The sequence below is a fragment of the Terrabacter sp. Soil811 genome (assembly GCF_001429655.1).
Taxonomy (GTDB): domain Bacteria; phylum Actinomycetota; class Actinomycetes; order Actinomycetales; family Dermatophilaceae; genus Terrabacter.
This window is the reverse complement of record NZ_LMSX01000009.1, coordinates 109,244-124,796: the sequence shown is the minus strand read 5'-3', so window position 1 is coordinate 124,796 and position 15,553 is coordinate 109,244. Positions and strand designations below refer to the sequence as shown.

Here is a 15,553-nt window from a genome sequence, read left to right as displayed (position 1 = left end):
CCCTGACGCGACCCCCAAAGGAGGCCGGGATGGTCGCTCTCGCCGGCCGGGTGGGTCAGGATGGAACGGTGCAGACGGCATACGAGAACGGAACGGGCCCCGTGCGCCCGGCCTGGCGGGCGACGCCACGGCCCCCGCTCGTGCGCCAACGGCAGGGCAAGGTCATCGCGGGAGTCGCGATGGGGCTCGCCGAGCACCTCGGCCTGCCGGTCGTCGCCGTCCGCGTGGCGCTCGTCCTGACGAGCATCCCCTTCGGCGCGGGGCTCGTCGTCTACGTCTTCCTCTGGGCCACGATGCGCGAGGTCGGCGACGTCGACCCCGCCGTCTCCTCCGCCCCGCCCTTGTCGCCGGGCGGCTCGATCGCCGCCGGCCCCGCGAGCGCCGGCACGACGTCCGGCTCCCCCGGCGTCCGACAGCACCACGTCGACCTCGCCGGCCTGCGCACGTGGCTGCGCAGCGGCAACCAGGCCGTCATCATCACGCTCCTCGGCGTGGCCGCTCTGGCCGTCGCGGGGGCGCTCTGGCTCGGGGGTGCCGGTCTCGACGTCCACGCGGAGCTCATCCTCCCGGTCGTCGCCATCGTCATCGGCGCGATCTTCTTCTGGTCGCAGCTCGACGACACCGACACCCTCGGCGCGCGCCGCCCGGTGCGGTGGATCTGGCTCGTCGTCGGCCTCGGCCTGACCATCCTCGGTCTCGTCGGCCTGCTCGTGCGCGGCACCAACCTCACCGAGCTGTGGCAGGTGGCGGGTGCCGTCCTCGCCGCCCTCGTCGGGGTCGCCGTCCTGTCGGCACCGTGGATCCTGCGGCTCTGGAGCAACCTGCGCCTCGAGCAGGCCGCGCGCATCCGGGCCACCGAACGTGCCGACATCGCCGCCCACCTGCACGACTCGGTGCTCCAGACCCTGGCCCTCATCCAGCGCCAGTCCGGCGACGCCGCGACCGTCGCGCGTCTCGCCCGGGCCCAGGAGCGGCAGCTGCGCAGCTACCTCTACGACGAGGACGCCCGGGCCGGCACGCTCGGTGCCGCGCTCACCGCGGCCATGGGCGAGGTCGAGGACCTCCACGGCGTGCCCGTCCAGCTCGTCGTCACCGGCGACCGGCCGATGGACGAGCACCTCGACGCCCTCGTGAAGGCCGTGCGCGAGGCCACGTGGAACGCCGTGCGCCACGCGAGCCCGCCCGTCAGCGCCTACGTCGAGGTCGGACCCGACGCCGTCGAGGCGTTCGTCCGCGACCACGGCGCGGGCTTCGACCTCGACACCGTGCCCGACGACCGAGCCGGCGTACGCGAGTCGATCATCGGCCGCATGGAGCGCCACGGCGGCACGGCCCGCATCCGGCGCCGCGCCGACGGCACCGAGGTCGTCCTGCGCCTGCCGGTCCGGCAGCCGCACGAGCCCGAGGCATCCGCCGCCGGCGGTCCCGCTGATCCCCCCGCACCCGTCACCACCCCCAGCAGCACTGCCGGCAGCGACCCCCGCAGCACGCCGGACCCCGACCCCCAGGAGCAGGCTTCATGACCGACCCGCGGACCATCCGCATCGTCATCGTCGACGACCACCACATGTTCCGCACCGGTGTGCGCGCCGAGCTGACCTCCCTCGCCGCCACGCCGCGGGCCGGGGCCTTCACGCTCGAGATCGCCGGCGAGGCCGGTGCGGTCGAGTCGGCCGTGCAGGTCATCAAGGAGCAGCGACCCGACGTCGTGCTCCTCGACGTGCACCTGCCCGGTGGCGACGGGCACGGTGGCGCCGACGTCATCCGAGCGTGCGCCGGGGTCCAGTCGGGCGCCGACGTGCCGGTCCGCTTCCTCGCGCTCTCCGTCTCCGACGCCGCCGAGGACGTCATCGCGGTCATCCGCGCCGGTGCCCGGGGCTACGTGACGAAGACGATCAGCGCCGAGGAGCTGCTCACCGCCATCGGTCGGGTGGCCGACGGCGACGCCGTCTTCAGCCCGCGCCTCGCCGGCTTCGTCCTCGACGCGTTCGGCGCGACGGCCGGTGAGGTCGCCGAGATCGACGAGGAGCTCGACCGCCTCTCGGCGCGCGAGCGCGAGGTGATGCGCCTCATCGCGCGCGGCTACCAGTACAAGGAGGTCGCGAAGGAGCTCTTCATCTCCGTCAAGACCGTCGAGACCCACGTCAGCTCGGTGCTGCGCAAGCTCCAGCTCAGCTCACGCCACGAGCTGACGGCCTGGGCCATGGGGCGCCGCCTCCTCTGACCCGCCGCATCCTCCTGCGCCCTGGACCGAACGCGGCGTTCGGTCGCGAAAGCGTTGTTAGAACAGAGAGTTCGTCACCGAACGCGGCGTTCGCGACGTGGGCGGGAGCGGGCGTATGCCGGTCAGGCGGGGTCGGCGACGAAGCGGCGCAGGGCGGTGACGATGATCTCGGGCGCGTCGGTGTGCACCCAGTGACCGGCGCCCTTGATCGTGAAGAGCCGCGTGCGCGGGAAGTGGCGTCGCATGCGCTCGCCGTCCTCGCGCTTGACGTACCGAGAGTCGCCGCCGGCGACCCACAGCACCGGGCCCTCGTAGGGCGCGAGCTCGTCGGCGTCATGGGGCCAGTCGGCGATGCGTGAGTCGACCCCCAGCGCGGCGTCGCCGGCGACGAGGTCGAGGTTGACCTGCCAGCGCCACGTCTGGCCGTCGCGGCGCAGGTTCTGCAGGAGGAAGGCCTTGACGCCGGGGTCGGGCTCGCTGAAGCGGGCCTCCGCGTCACCGCGGCTCGTCAGCTCGCCGAGCGGCAGGGCCTGCATCTCGCGGATGTAGCCCTCGAAGCGCTCGAGCGAGCCGTAGCCCTTGGGCGCGATGTCGACGACGACGAGTCGCTCGACCAGCTCGGGGTGGCGCAATGCGAGCACCATGGCGACCTTGCCGCCGAGCGAGTGGCCGACGACGGCCCAACGCTCCCCCTCGCCGACCGCGCGGAGCGTCGCGGCCACGGCGTCGGCATACGCGTCGAGCGAGAACTGCTGCGACCACGGGGACCGGCCGTGGTCCGGGAGGTCGACGAGCAGGCAGCGGGCGTCCGTGCCCTCCGGGCCGCTCACCGCCTTGGCGATCTGGTTCCAGTTGCGGCCCTGGCCGAAGAGCCCGTGCAGGAAGGCGATGCGCGGCCCGGCCGTACCCACGGACAGGGTGTTGAGGGAGGCCTGGTCAGCAGCCGTGGTCATGAGCGCGAGCCTACGCGGCGGTCCACCTCACGCTGCTCCCGGTCGTCCGTGAGGGCCCCGCGGGAGCGCTCCGTGCGTGACCTCACCGACCCTCCCGGAGTCCGTGAGACAGCTGTAACCACGGTGTCACAGCGGACCCGGCGACCGGCAACACCGGCTTCCTAGCGTGAGCGTCACGCTCTCGCAGCGGCCCAGAACCGCCTCACCCCGTCACCGTCCCGCTCGGCTCGAGCAGCCCAGGAGGAACCCCGTGAGCACCACCACCGGAAGCAGCACCGACAGCACCACCGGCAGTGCCGCCGAGACCAGCACCGCGTCACCCACTCTCGCTCCTGCGCTCGACCGTCGCGGTCGCTTCCGTGAGCTCACCGCCCCCAGGACGCGGGTCATCCGCGACTGGGACCCCGAGGACACGGCGGCGTGGGAGGGCGGCAACAAGGACGTGGCGCGCCGCAACCTGATCTGGTCGGTGGCCACCGAGCACATCGGCTTCTCGATCTGGTCGATCTGGTCGGTCATGGTCCTCTTCATGCCGCAGGCGGTCTACGGCTTCACGCCGGCCGACAAGTTCTTCCTCGTCGCCGTCCCGACGCTCGTCGGCGCTGTGCTCCGGGTGCCCTACACGATGGCGACGGCCTTCTTCGGCGGTCGCAACTGGGCCATCGTCAGCGGCATCGCCCTCCTCGTGCCGACCACCCTGACGTGGTGGCTCATGGTCAACCCCGGCCACTCCCTGACGACCTTCCTGCTCGTGGCCGGTCTCGCGGGCCTCGGCGGCGGCAACTTCGCCTCGTCGATGACGAACATCAACGCCTTCTACCCGCAGCGGATGAAGGGCTGGGCCCTCGGGCTCAACGCCGGTGGCGGCAACATCGGCGTGCCGGTCATCCAGCTCGTCGGGCTCCTCGTCATCGCGACGCTCGGCAACCGCCGACCCGAGGTCGTCTGCGCCGTCTACCTCGTGCTGCTCGCCGTGGCCAGCATCGGCGCCGCGGTCTGCATGGACAACCTCGACCACCAGACGGCGAACCCGAAGGCGATGCTCGAGGTGCTGCGGCACGCCGACGCCTGGGTCATCTCGCTGCTCTACATCGGCACCTTCGGCTCGTTCATCGGATTCGGCTTCGCGTTCGGCCAGGTGCTCAACCAGACGTTCCTCGCCGGCATGACCGGCGGCGCCACCCCGACCCCGGCCCAGACCGCGGCGGCGAGTCTGCACGCCGCGCAGATCGCCTTCATCGGACCGCTCCTCGGCTCGGTCAGCCGGGTCTGGGGCGGCAAGCTCGCCGACCGCCGAGGCGGGGCCGCCGTGACCCTGTGGACGTTCGTCGGCCTCACCGTCGCGGGCGTCCTCGTCACCCTCGCCGCTCGCTCCGACGACGTGACCTCGGGCGCGGCGACCGGGCTCCAGCTCACCGGCCTCATCGGTGGCTTCGTCCTCCTCTTCGTCCTCTCGGGCATCGGCAACGGCTCGGTCTACAAGATGATCCCGGCCCTCTTCGAGGCGAAGTCGGCCTCGATCCCCGGTCCCGCGGTCGAGCGCACGGCCTGGTCGCGCTCGATGGCCGGCGCCCTCATCGGCATCGCCGGCGCCATCGGTGCCCTCGGCGGCGTCCTCATCAACCTCGGGCTGCGCGCGTCCTACCAGGGCGCCGGCCACTCGGCCACGGCCGCGTTCGTCGTCTTCACGCTCTTCTACGTCGGCGCCGCCACCCTGACGAAGGTGCGCTACCGCCGATGACTGCCACCTCATGGAGAATGCCGTCCCGCTCGCTCGGTGGGGACGTCCCCTCCGAGCGGGCGGGCGTCGCGTCGCACTGCGCCTACTGCGGGCTCCAGTGCGCGATGACGCTCACCGGGTCGTCGGCGGCCGACCTCACGGTCAGCCCTCGTCGCTTCCCGACGAACCGGGGTGGCCTGTGCCAGAAGGGATGGACGAGTGCCGAGCTCCTCCGGACACCCCGGCGGCTCACCACTCCCCTGGTCCGCCGCGGGGGCGAGCTCACCCCCGCGTCGTGGGACGAGGCCCTCGAGGTCGTCGCCGATGCCATCGTGCGGACGCAGGCGGCACACGGCCGGGACGCCGTGGCAGTCTTCGGCGGTGGGGGTCTGACCAACGAGAAGGCCTACCAGCTGGGCAAGTTCGCGCGAGTGGCGCTCCGCACGAGCCAGATCGACTACAACGGCCGCTGGTGCATGAGCTCGGCCGCCGCCGCCGGCATCCGCTGCTTCGGTCTCGACCGGGGTCTCCCCTTCCCCGTCACCGACATCGGCTCGGCACACGCCGTGCTGCTCCTCGGCGCCAACCCCGCCGAGACGATGCCGCCCTTCCTGACGCACCTCGTCCGCGCCGCCGACGCCGGAGGCCTCATGGTCGCCGACCCGCGCCTGACGCCGACCGCGGCCAAGGCCGTCGACGGCGGCGGGCTGCACCTGCAGCTGCGCCCCGGTACCGACGCCGCCCTGGCCCTCGGGATGCTCCACCTCGCCGTCACCGAGGGGTATGCCGACCGCGGCTTCGTCGCCGAGCGCACCTCGGGCTTCGACGACCTCTGGCCGATCGCCGCGCAGTGGCTGCCTGAGCGTGTCGAGCGGGTCACGGGTGTCGCCGTGACGACGATGCGGGCGGCCGTCGCCGCGCTGGCCCGCGCCCGCGACACCGAGCGCGGCGCCTACGTCCTGTCGGCCCGCGGCAGCGAGCAGCACGCGAGCGGCACCGACACGGTGACGGCCTTCATCGCCCTCGCCCTCGCGCTCGGGCTGCCCGGCAACCCCGGCACCGGTTTCGGCACGATCACCGGCCAGGGCAACGGCCAGGGCGGACGTGAGCACGGCCAGAAGGCCGACCAGCTCCCCGGCTATCGCAAGATCGACGACCCGGCCGCCCGGGCCCACGTCGCCGCGGTCTGGGGGATCGACCCCGGGGAGCTGCCGGGTCCGGGCCGCAGCGCCTTCGAGCTGCTGTCGGCACTCGGCACCGACGGCGGCGCGCGCGTCCTCATGGTCCACGGCAGCAACCCCGTCGTCTCGGCGCCCGACGCGCGGGTCGTGGCCGAGCGCCTCGCCGCCCTCGACCTGCTCGTCGTCTCCGACTTCGTCCTCTCCGAGACGGCCGCCGTCGCCGACGTCGTGCTCCCCGTGCTCCAGTGGGCCGAGGAGGAGGGCACCCTGACCAACCTCGAGGGCCGGGTCCTGCGCCGCCGCAAGGCGCTGGACGCCCCCGCGGGGTGCCGCAGCGAGCTCGAGCTCTGGAGCGACCTGGCACGCCGGATCGGTTGCAGCACAGCCTTCCCCACCGACCCTCGGGTCGTCTTCGACGAGCTGCGCCGGGCCTCGGCCGGCGGACCGGCCGACTACTCCGCGGTGACGTGGGAGCGGCTCGATGCCGGCGAGAGCCTGCACTGGCCGTGCAGCACCGAGCGACCGCAGGGCACGCCGCGGCTCTTCCTCGACGCCTTCGCGACACCCGACGGCCGCGCCCGTTTCGTCGCCGTCGACCACGTGGGGCCCGTGGAGGCCGACGACGCGGCATACCCCCTGGTCGCGACGACGGGGCGGGTGCTGCAGCACTACCAGTCTGGCGCCCAGACGCGGCTCGTCACCGAGCTGTCGGCGGCGGCAGGCGACATGTTCGTCCAGGTGCACCCCGACACGGCCGACGCGGCCGGGCTCGGCGACGGCGACCTCGCCGACGTCGTGAGCCGTCGCGGCCGCACCCGCGCCGTCGTCCGCGTCGACGACGACATGCGCGCCGACGTCGTCTTCCTGCCCTTCCACTGGGCCGGCGACGCGCGAGCCAACTCGCTGACCCACGCCGCCCTCGACCCGACCAGCCGCATGCCCGAGTTCAAGGCGTGCGCCGTCCGCCTGGAGGCCATCGCATGACCCGCCACCGCAGGCACGTCCTCGTCGTCGGCAACGGCATGGCCGGCGCCCGGCTCGCCGAGGAGATCCGCCACCGTGACCCCGACGCCGAGCGCTTCGCCGTCACGGTCGTCGGCGAGGAGCCGCACGCGGCCTACAACCGGGTGCTCCTGTCGACCGTCGTCGCCGGCGGCATCAGCCCGCGCGACACCCGCCTCAAGCCCGACGGTTGGTGGGCCGCGCGCCACATCGACGTCCTCGCCGGCTCCCGGGTCGCAGCCGTCGACGCCGACGCACGCACGGCGACGCTCGACACCGACGGCACCGAGCGCGTCGTCACGTGGGACGAGCTGGTCCTCGCGACCGGCAGCACGAGCTTCGTCCCCCCGACCGAGGGGTTGTATGCCGGCTCGCCCGGTCCCGCGACCCCGCTGGCCGACGGGGTCGTCGCCTTCCGCACGGTCGACGACTGTGGCCGCATCGTCGAGGCAGCCGAGTCCGCCTTCACCGCAGTCGTCCTCGGCGGCGGTCTGCTCGGGCTCGAGGCGGCCCGTGGCCTGCTCGCCCGCGGCGTCGACGTCACCGTCGTGCACCCGCAGGACTTCCCGATGGACCGCCAGCTCGATGCCGACGGCGGCGCCGTCCTGTCCCGCGTCGTCCGCGGGATCGGCGCCCGCCTCGTCCTCGGACGCCTCGTCGTCGAGCGACACGGACCGGTCGACGGGGTGTCCGCCCACGTCGTCCTCGACGACGGCACGAGCCTCGCCGCCGACCTCGTCGTCGTCGCGACCGGCGTCCGGCCCCGCACCGACCTCGCCGTCGCGACCGGTCTCGACGTCGACCGCGGGATCGTCGTCGACGACCGCCTGGCCACCTCGTTCCCGCACGTCCACGCCATCGGGGAGTGCGCCCAGCACCGCGGTGAGGTGCCCGGACTCGTCCAGCCCGGCTGGGACCAGGCCCGCGTCCTCGCCGACGTGCTCACCGGCGCCGACCCCGACGCCACGTACGAGGGCACGAGCGTCCTGACCCGGCTCAAGGCTCCCGACATCGACCTCGCGAGCATGGGCACCGTCGACGTCGACGTCCACGACCCCGGTCACGAGGTGCTCGCCTTCACCGACCCGAGCCGGGGCCGCTACGCCAAGCTCGTGCTGCGCCAGGACCGTCTCGTCGGCGCCATCCTGCTCGGCGTCGGTGACGCGGCGGGCGTCCTGACCCAGCTCTACGACACCGGCTCGGTCGTCCCGCGGGACCGTCTCTCGCTCATGCTCGGTCGCGCGATCACCCGGTCGGGAGCGACCGAGGCCGTCAACCTCGCCGAGATGCCCGGCGCGGCCGTCATCTGCCGGTGCAACACCGTGACGAAGTCCGCGATCGTCGGCGCCTTCCGGGCCGGCGCCGAGACCGTCGGTGCGGTCGCCGAGGCGACCCGCGCGACGACCGGCTGCGGCTCGTGCAAGGGCGCCGTCGACGGCCTCTGCTCGTGGCTGCGCTCGTCGGAGCCCGCCCCCACCCCCACCTCCTCGACCCCCGAACCGGCGCCGGCAGCCGCCGCCCTGACCGAAGGAGCCGCCTGATGTCCACCACCACCGAGAACCCGACGGGCACCACCACCCGCACCGTCGTCGTCGTCGGCCACGGCATGGTCGGCCACCGCTTCGTCGAGGCCCTGCGCTCGCGCGACACGGAGAGCACGTGGAAGGTCACCGTCCTCTCGCAGGAGGCGGAGGCGGCATACGACCGCGTCGGCCTCTCCTCCTACGTCGGAGCCTGGGACCGCACGTCGCTCGCCCTCGCGGGCAACACGTATGCCGGTGACGACCTCGTCGACCTGCGGCTCGGCACCCGGGCCGAGCACGTCGACCGCGAGGCTCGCACCGTCACGACGAGCACCGGGGACGTCATCGCCTACGACGAGCTCGTACTCGCGACCGGCTCCCACCCCTTCGTGCCCCCGGTCCCGGGCCATGACTCGACGGGCTGCTTCGTCTACCGCACGCTCGACGACCTCGACGGCATCCGCGTCGCCGCCGAGTCCGCGATCGAGCGGGCCGCGGCGGAGGGGCGCGAGGCGAACGGCCTCGTCGTCGGCGGTGGCCTGCTCGGCCTCGAGGCGGCCAACGCCCTGCGCCTGCTCGGCCTCACGCCGCACGTCGTCGAGTTCGCTCCCCGCCTCATGCCGCTCCAGGTCGACGACGGTGGCGGCGCGGTGCTCGAGGGGCTCATCAGCCACCTCGGCGTGCAGGTCCACACCGGCGCCGGCACGAGCTCGATCGCCGCGCAGGACGACGGGCGCCTCGCCGTCGAGCTCTCCGACGGCACGGCGCTGCTCACCGACCTCGTCGTCTTCTCGGCGGGCGTGCGCCCGTCGGACGCCGTGGCGCGCGCCGCCGGCCTCGACGTCGGGGAGCGGGGCGGCGTCCTCACCGACGCCGCCTGCCGCACGAGCGACGAGAACGTCTGGGCCGTGGGCGAGGTCGCCGCCGTCGAGGGTCGGTGCTACGGCCTCGTCGCCCCCGGCTACACGATGGCCGAGGTCGTCGCCGACCGGCTGCTCGGGGGCGAGGCGACGTTCCCCGGCGCCGACCTGTCGACCAAGCTCAAGCTGCTCGGCGTGGACGTCGCCTCCTTCGGCGACGCGATGGCCACGACCCCGGGGTCCCTCGAGATCGTCCACACCGACGCGACGAAGGGCACCTACGCCAAGGTCGTCGTCAGCGACGACGCGCGGACGCTGCTCGGCGGGATCCTCGTCGGCGACGCCTCGGCGTACACGACACTCAAGGCGTACGTCGGCCGCGAGGTCCCGGGCGACCCGGGTGCACTCGTCTCGCCCGCCGGTGCCGAGCTCGGCGCGGACGCCCTCCCCGACGACGCCGTCATCTGCTCGTGCAACAACGTCACCAAGGGGTCGATCTGCGGTGCCATCGCCGAGGGCGCCTGCGACCTCGCGGCCATCAAGGGCTGCACGAACGCCGGAACCACCTGTGGCGGTTGCCTGCCCACCGTCAAGAAGCTCCTCATCGACTCGGGCGTCGAGCTCTCCAAGGCGCTGTGCGAGCACTTCGAACAGAGCCGGGCCGAGCTGTTCGAGATCGTGGCCTCGACGGGCATCCGCACCTTCTCGGGGCTCCTGGCGCGCTACGGCACGGGCACCGGCTGCGAGATCTGCAAGCCCACCGTCGCCTCGATCCTCGCCTCGACGAGCAGCGACCACGTGCTCGACGGCGAGCAGGCGGCGCTCCAGGACAGCAACGACCACTTCCTCGCCAACATCCAGAAGAACGGCACCTACTCCGTCGTCCCGCGGATGCCCGGGGGTGAGGTCACGGCCGAGCAGCTCATCACGATCGGCCAGGTGGCCCAGGACTTCGGGCTCTACGTCAAGGTGACCGGCGGCCAGCGCATCGACCTCTTCGGCGCCCGCGTCGAGCAGCTGCCCGCCATCTGGCAGCGCCTCGTCGACGTCGGCATGGAGTCAGGGCAGGCCTATGGCAAGTCGCTGCGCACCGTGAAGTCGTGTGTCGGCTCCTCGTGGTGCCGTTACGGCGTGCAGGACTCGGTCGGGATGGCCGTCGACCTCGAGCACCGCTACCGCGGTCTCCGCTCGCCGCACAAGATCAAGTTCGGCGTCTCGGGCTGTGCGCGCGAGTGCGCCGAGGCCCGCGGCAAGGACGTCGGCGTCATCGCCACCGACAAGGGCTGGAACCTCTACGTCTGCGGCAACGGCGGCCAGACGCCGGCCCACGCGCGGCTGCTCGCGAGCGACCTCGACGACGAGACGCTCGTGCGCTACATCGACCGCTTCCTCATGTTCTACGTCCGCACGGCAGACCGCCTCCAGCGCACCGCCCCGTGGCTCGACGCGCTCGAGGGCGGTCTGGAGCACCTCAGGGCCGTCGTGTGCGACGACTCGCTCGGGATCGCCGACGACCTCGAGGCAGCGATGGGCCGTCACGTCGAGGGCTACCAGGACGAGTGGAAGGCCGTCCTCGACGACCCCGAGAAGCTCTCGCGCTTCGTGTCGTTCGTCAACGCGCCCGAGGAGGCCGACCCCACCGTCGCCTTCGACGAGTCCGGCCCACGCAAGGTGCCGGTACTGCTCGGGCTGCCCACCGTCCGTGAGAACGCCTGATACCGAAGGGAACCCGTCATGACCACACTCGTCAGCTCACCCCAGGCAATGCCGGCCGAGGTCGCGGCCGCGGCCGGTCGCAACGTCGTGCGGCCCGGCATCCTGCCGTCCCCCGGAGCGAGACAGTGGGTGTCCGCCTGCCCGGTCACGGCGCTCGTGCCCGGCCGGGGTGTCGCCGTACTCCTCCCCGGCGGCGCCCAGGCGGCCCTCTTCCTGCTGCCCAACGGGATGATCTACGCCGTCGACAACTTCGACCCGTACGCGCGGGCAGCGGTCCTCTCGCGCGGCCTGACCGGCGACCGCGGCGGCGAGCCGACCGTGGCCTCACCGCTGCTCAAGCAGGTCTTCTCGCTGCGCACCGGCGCCGCCCTCGACGATCCCGAGGTGGCCTTGCCGACGTATGCCGTCCGCGTCCAGCACGGCACCGTGCGGGTCGGCCTCCCCCTCCCCTGAACCGTCGAAAGGCCACGATCTGCGGGTCCCCCACCGTCGAAAGGCCAGACTCTGCGGGTCCCCACCGTCGAAAGGCCACAAACCGGAGCCCGGTGTGTGGCCTTTCGACGGGTGGAACGGGGTGAGCGGGGTCAGGCGGGGTCAGGCGGTGGGGGTGGTGGCGACGAAGGCGGCGCTCAGGGCGCCCTCGAGGCTGGTCGTGGGGCGGCCGATGAGACGCGACAGGTCGCCACTGTCGGTGAACAGGGCCCCCTCGGCGATCCCGCGGTCGCTGTCGGCCAGCACGCCGGCATACCCTTCGGGAAGGCCGGCCGCGACGAGGGCCGCGGTGTAGTCGGGGACGGACAGGTCGCGGTAGGCGACCTCGCGTCCGGCGACGCGACCCACCGTCTCGGCGAGCTCGCCGAGGGTGAACGCGTCGTCGCCGCCGAGCTCGTAGACGGCGCCCTCGTGACCCCGTCCGTCCTCACCCGCGAGCACGACGGCGGCGGCGTCGGCATAGTCGGCCCGGGTCGCGGCGCTGACGCGCCCGTCGCCGGCGGCACCGAGGACGGCGCCGTGCTCGAGGACGGTCGGCAGCTGGCCGGTGTAGTTCTCGAGGTACCAGGAGTTGCGCAGCAGGGCGTGCGGCAGGCCGGACGCCGCGAGCAGCTCCTCCGTGGCACGGTGCTCGGCGGCCAACGCGAGGTCGGACGTGTCGGCGCGCGTGATGCTCGTGTAGGCGAGGAAGCCCACCCCCGCCCGCTTCGCCGCATCGATGACGTTGGCGTGCTGGGCGATCCGCTGGCCGACCTCGCTTCCGGAGACGAGGAGGAGCCGGTCGACACCTTCGAACGCAGCGTCGAGCGACGCCGGGTCGGTGTAGTCGGCGCGGCGCACCACGACACCGCGGTCAGCCAGGTCGGCGACGGACTCGGGGTTGCGGGCGATGGCGACGACGTCGGCGGCGGGCGTGCCGCGCTCGAGGAGGGACTCGACGACGAGACGGCCGAGGTGACCGCTGGCACCGGTGACGAGAAGGGTCATGATGTTCCTTTCGGGTGGGGCTGACACCCTCAAGAACGACCGCTCCGACAGCATGCTTCCCAGAAGTTAGTACCCACTTTGAAGTAAGGTACTGACATGACGGTTAGTCCCACCCTGCGTCGGCACTTCCCCGACGGCGTCTTCGCCTCCGACTGCCCCAGCCGCGTGGTGCTGGACCACGTGACGAGCAAGTGGGGCACGCTCGTCATCCTCGCCCTCGCCGAGGGCGATCCGCTGCGGTGGAGCGAGCTGCGCCGTCGCGCCGAAGGCGTCAGCGAGAAGATGCTCGCCCAGACCCTGCGCATGCTCGAGGCCGACGGGCTCGTCCACCGGGACGCCCGGCCGGTCGTCCCGCCGCACGTCGAGTACACCCTCACCGCCCGTGGCGGCGAGCTCGCCGAGCGGATGGTGCCGCTCATGGACTGGATTTCCGACCACGCGCCCGCGATCGTCGGCGACGCCGAGGCGGCCGCCGCTACACGTTGAGCCGGTAGCCCCGTCGCACCACGGTCTGCACGAGGTGACGGTCGGGCAGCGCCGACCGCAGCCGGCTCACGGCCATGTCGAGCGCGTGCTCGTTCTCGGCCTCGGGCAGCTCGTCGAGGAGCCGCTCGCGGCTCAGCACCGCGCCCGGCTCGGACATCAGGGCGGCGAGCATCGCCCGCGGCCCGCGGGCCAGGGTCACCGTCTCGCCGCCGAAGGTCACGACCCGCCCGTGCACGACGAGCGGACCCAGCGCGGTCTGGACCTCGGCGACGCCGTTGAGCGTCAGGTGCTCGACGACGGTGCGGATGAGCGCGCCCATCCGGAAGCGGTCGGGCACGATCGGTGTGACCCCGAGGTCGAGCAGCGGCGCCGCCGTCACCGGTCCCACCGCAGCGGCCGTGACGCCGCACCGCAGGGCATCGACGAGCACGCCGTCCATGCCGAGCTGCGCTGCGGCAGAGACGAGTCCGTCGACGGCCGGCGCCGACGTGAAGGTGACGACGTCGACCTCACGGGCCGCAACGGCCGCGACGAGACGTCCCAGCCGGCTCTCGTCGGTCGGCCGCACCCAGCGGTAGGGCGCCACGGTCAGCACCGTCGCCCCGGCCGACCGCAGCCGTTCGAGCTGCTCGACGTCCTCGTGGCCGTGCAGCTGCACGGCGACCCGCCTCCCGACGACGCCGCCCTCGAGGGCGAGCCCGACGGTCGACGCGGTCCGCTCGTCGTCGGCGATGCCGTCGTCGTCGTGACCGGCCGCCCGCACGGCGCCCCGCGCCTTGGGTCCGCGGACGATGATGCGGGCGTGGTCGAGGGTTCGCGCCAGGTCCTCACCGAGACCGGCCGCATCGGCCGCCTCGATCCAGCGCCGGAAGCCGTAGGCCGTCGTGACGATGACGACGTCGGGGCGGCAGTCGATGACGGCGCGCGTGTCACCGATGAGGATCTCGTCCTCCTCGACAGGGGCGATGCGCACGGCCGGCGCGTGCAACACCTCGGCGCCGCGGCGCACGAAGGCGTCGATGAGGTCTCCCGACCGCCGGTCGGACGTCACGGCGATCCGGAAGCCGTCGAGCACCGGACCGGTGGGGTCCACGCGCACGGCGTCGGGATCGGGTCCCGTCAGCTGGGCCGACCACGCCGTGGGCGGGTGGCGGCCCCGCGCTGCCTCGGCTGCTCGCGTGGACGAGACGCTCGGCTCGCTCACGCGACGACGTCCATCGCGAGGCCGTCGGCGCCCCGGGCCCCCACGCGACGCGCCCAGACCTCGGCCTGGCGCACGACCTCGCCGACGACGATGACCGACGGCGACGACGCCCCGGCCCGGGCGACGAGGTCGGGCAGCGTGGCGAGGGTCCCGACGATGCTGCGCTGGTCGGGGGTGAAGCCGCGCTCGACGACGGCAGCCGGGGTGTCTGCGGCGAGTCCGGCCCGGGCCAGGGCCGTCGTCAGCGGGACGAGGTTGTGCATCCCCATGAGCAAGACGACGGTTCCCCCGAGTCCCGCGAGCGCGCGCGCCTGCTCGGGCTCGAGCGGCACGTGGCCCGACACGACGGTGAAGGCGTGGCTGACACCGCGGTGGGTCACCGGTATGCCGGCACTCCCCGGCACGCCGACGGCCGACGAGACCCCGGGCACGACCGTCACGGGCAGCCCCGCCTCGACGGCCGCCGCGACCTCCTCGCCGCCCCGGCCGAAGACGTAGGGGTCGCCACCCTTGAGCCGCACGACCGTGAGGCCGGCGAGGGCCCGCGCGACCATGATCCGCTCGATCTCGTCCTGGGGCACCGCGTGGTGTCCCGGCCGCTTGCCCACGTCGACGACCTCCGCCCCCGGAGCGAGGCGGGCGATGTCACCGACCTCGGCGAGCCGGTCGGTGAGCACGACGTCGGCCTCCGCGAGGGCGCGGATCCCGGCGAGCGTCAGCAGCTCGAGACCCCCCGGACCCGCCCCCACGAGGACGACCCGGCCCCGGGGCGCGTCCGGGACCGGCTCGGTCACGACGGGGCACCGTCCCGCGAGCGCGTCACGGACCGAGGCCCACCCGGCTCCGGGCCCGACGAGCACCGCGAGCCGCGCACGTGTGCACACCTCGTGCGTCACGTCCCCCGGCGAGGCGGCGACCGTGACCACGGCACCTGCCCGCTCGTGACGACGCACGACGGGGGCGGTGAGGCCCGGAGGCCCCACGACGAGCACGGGTAGTCCCGTCAGGTCGGTCTCGATCAGCACGGCGTCCTCCCGTCACAGCTCGTGGTCCACGTCGGCTCCCACGGTAGGAAGTGCGTGTTTCGTCTGCGTTTCCGTCCCGCGATGCCCCGGTAACGGCGGACTCACCCGGGCGTATGCGTCCCGTGCGGTCGCCCGACCGGGTCCCGACGCGCGTCCCACGACACCCACGCTCCGACCCGA

At 73.3% G+C, this 15,553-nt stretch carries 12 protein-coding genes; 8 read left to right on the top strand and 4 right to left on the bottom strand.

The window, feature by feature from the left end; translation table 11 throughout:
• The first annotated feature begins 29 nt into the window (after positions 1 to 29).
• Positions 30 to 1,523 (top strand): ATP-binding protein, encoded by a 1,494-nt coding sequence (locus ASH01_RS16185; protein ID WP_056778096.1) that lies wholly within the window; start codon positions 30 to 32, stop codon positions 1,521 to 1,523.
• Positions 1,520 to 2,224 carry a LuxR C-terminal-related transcriptional regulator gene (locus ASH01_RS16180; protein ID WP_056778093.1) on the top strand — a complete coding sequence of 235 codons (705 nt, stop codon included), beginning with the start codon at positions 1,520 to 1,522 and terminating at the stop codon, positions 2,222 to 2,224. The genes ASH01_RS16185 and ASH01_RS16180 overlap by 4 nt, the downstream gene beginning before the upstream one ends.
• Before the next feature lie 122 nt (positions 2,225 to 2,346).
• Here the strand turns inward: ASH01_RS16180 and ASH01_RS16175 are convergent, their stop codons facing one another.
• Positions 2,347 to 3,177, bottom strand: a complete 831-nt coding sequence (locus ASH01_RS16175) for an alpha/beta fold hydrolase (RefSeq protein WP_056778090.1) — start codon at positions 3,175 to 3,177, stop codon at positions 2,347 to 2,349.
• 250 nt (positions 3,178 to 3,427) lie between these two features.
• Here ASH01_RS16175 and ASH01_RS16170 point away from each other — a divergent pair, with 250 nt between their 5' ends.
• Genes ASH01_RS16170 through nirD form a run of 5 tightly spaced genes read left to right on the top strand, consistent with a single transcriptional unit; the run spans position 3,428 to position 11,632 of the window.
• The gene (locus ASH01_RS16170) at positions 3,428 to 4,918 is read left to right on the top strand and encodes a nitrate/nitrite transporter (protein WP_056778087.1); all 1,491 of its coding nucleotides are present in this window, start codon (positions 3,428 to 3,430) and stop codon (positions 4,916 to 4,918) included.
• A gap of 17 nt (positions 4,919 to 4,935) precedes the next feature.
• Positions 4,936 to 7,062, top strand: coding sequence for a molybdopterin oxidoreductase family protein (locus tag ASH01_RS16165; RefSeq protein ID WP_056778083.1), 2,127 nt, complete (start codon positions 4,936 to 4,938; stop codon positions 7,060 to 7,062).
• Complete coding sequence (locus ASH01_RS16160) at positions 7,059 to 8,621, top strand: FAD-dependent oxidoreductase (protein WP_056778081.1); 1,563 nt, start codon at positions 7,059 to 7,061, stop codon at positions 8,619 to 8,621. The genes ASH01_RS16165 and ASH01_RS16160 overlap by 4 nt, the downstream gene beginning before the upstream one ends.
• The gene (nirB, locus tag ASH01_RS16155) at positions 8,621 to 11,179 is read left to right on the top strand and encodes a nitrite reductase large subunit NirB (RefSeq protein WP_056778682.1); all 2,559 of its coding nucleotides are present in this window, start codon (positions 8,621 to 8,623) and stop codon (positions 11,177 to 11,179) included. Before ASH01_RS16160 ends, nirB begins: the two co-directional genes overlap by 1 nt.
• Before the next feature lie 18 nt (positions 11,180 to 11,197).
• Positions 11,198 to 11,632: a nitrite reductase small subunit NirD gene (nirD, locus tag ASH01_RS16150; protein WP_200961809.1), complete on the top strand. Its 435-nt coding sequence runs from the start codon at positions 11,198 to 11,200 to the stop codon at positions 11,630 to 11,632.
• Between the two features lie 141 nt (positions 11,633 to 11,773).
• Here nirD and ASH01_RS16145 read toward each other — a convergent pair whose 3' ends face one another.
• Positions 11,774 to 12,658, bottom strand: a complete 885-nt coding sequence (locus tag ASH01_RS16145; protein ID WP_056778078.1) for an SDR family oxidoreductase — start codon at positions 12,656 to 12,658, stop codon at positions 11,774 to 11,776.
• 96 nt (positions 12,659 to 12,754) lie between these two features.
• Between ASH01_RS16145 and ASH01_RS16140 the strand changes: the two genes are divergently transcribed.
• Positions 12,755 to 13,144: a winged helix-turn-helix transcriptional regulator gene (locus tag ASH01_RS16140; RefSeq protein ID WP_056778075.1), complete on the top strand. Its 390-nt coding sequence runs from the start codon at positions 12,755 to 12,757 to the stop codon at positions 13,142 to 13,144.
• Here the strand turns inward: ASH01_RS16140 and ASH01_RS16135 are convergent.
• Together ASH01_RS16135 and cobA are read right to left on the bottom strand one after the other, a co-directional pair.
• Positions 13,134 to 14,267 (bottom strand): uroporphyrinogen-III synthase, encoded by a 1,134-nt coding sequence (locus tag ASH01_RS16135; protein WP_443081175.1) that lies wholly within the window; start codon positions 14,265 to 14,267, stop codon positions 13,134 to 13,136. The genes ASH01_RS16140 and ASH01_RS16135 overlap by 11 nt on opposite strands.
• 77 nt (positions 14,268 to 14,344) lie before the next feature.
• Positions 14,345 to 15,373, bottom strand: a complete 1,029-nt coding sequence (gene cobA / locus ASH01_RS16130; protein ID WP_056778069.1) for a uroporphyrinogen-III C-methyltransferase — start codon at positions 15,371 to 15,373, stop codon at positions 14,345 to 14,347.
• Positions 15,374 to 15,553 lie beyond the last annotated feature (180 nt).

What these genes read in the sequence shown, in the direction of transcription:
- ASH01_RS16175 (WP_056778090.1), bottom strand. Translation starts at nt 3,177, where the DNA reads ATGACCACGGCTGCTGACCAGGCCTCCCTCAACACCCTGTCCGTGGGT.
- ASH01_RS16165 (WP_056778083.1), top strand. Translation starts at nt 4,936, where the DNA reads ATGCCGTCCCGCTCGCTCGGTGGGGACGTCCCCTCCGAGCGGGCGGGC.
- nirD (WP_200961809.1), top strand. Translation starts at nt 11,198, where the DNA reads ATGACCACACTCGTCAGCTCACCCCAGGCAATGCCGGCCGAGGTCGCG.
- ASH01_RS16145 (WP_056778078.1), bottom strand. Translation starts at nt 12,658, where the DNA reads ATGACCCTTCTCGTCACCGGTGCCAGCGGTCACCTCGGCCGTCTCGTC.
- ASH01_RS16185 (WP_056778096.1), top strand. Translation starts at nt 30, where the DNA reads ATGGTCGCTCTCGCCGGCCGGGTGGGTCAGGATGGAACGGTGCAGACG.
- ASH01_RS16180 (WP_056778093.1), top strand. Translation starts at nt 1,520, where the DNA reads ATGACCGACCCGCGGACCATCCGCATCGTCATCGTCGACGACCACCAC.
- ASH01_RS16140 (WP_056778075.1), top strand. Translation starts at nt 12,755, where the DNA reads ATGACGGTTAGTCCCACCCTGCGTCGGCACTTCCCCGACGGCGTCTTC.
- ASH01_RS16160 (WP_056778081.1), top strand. Translation starts at nt 7,059, where the DNA reads ATGACCCGCCACCGCAGGCACGTCCTCGTCGTCGGCAACGGCATGGCC.
- nirB (WP_056778682.1), top strand. Translation starts at nt 8,621, where the DNA reads ATGTCCACCACCACCGAGAACCCGACGGGCACCACCACCCGCACCGTC.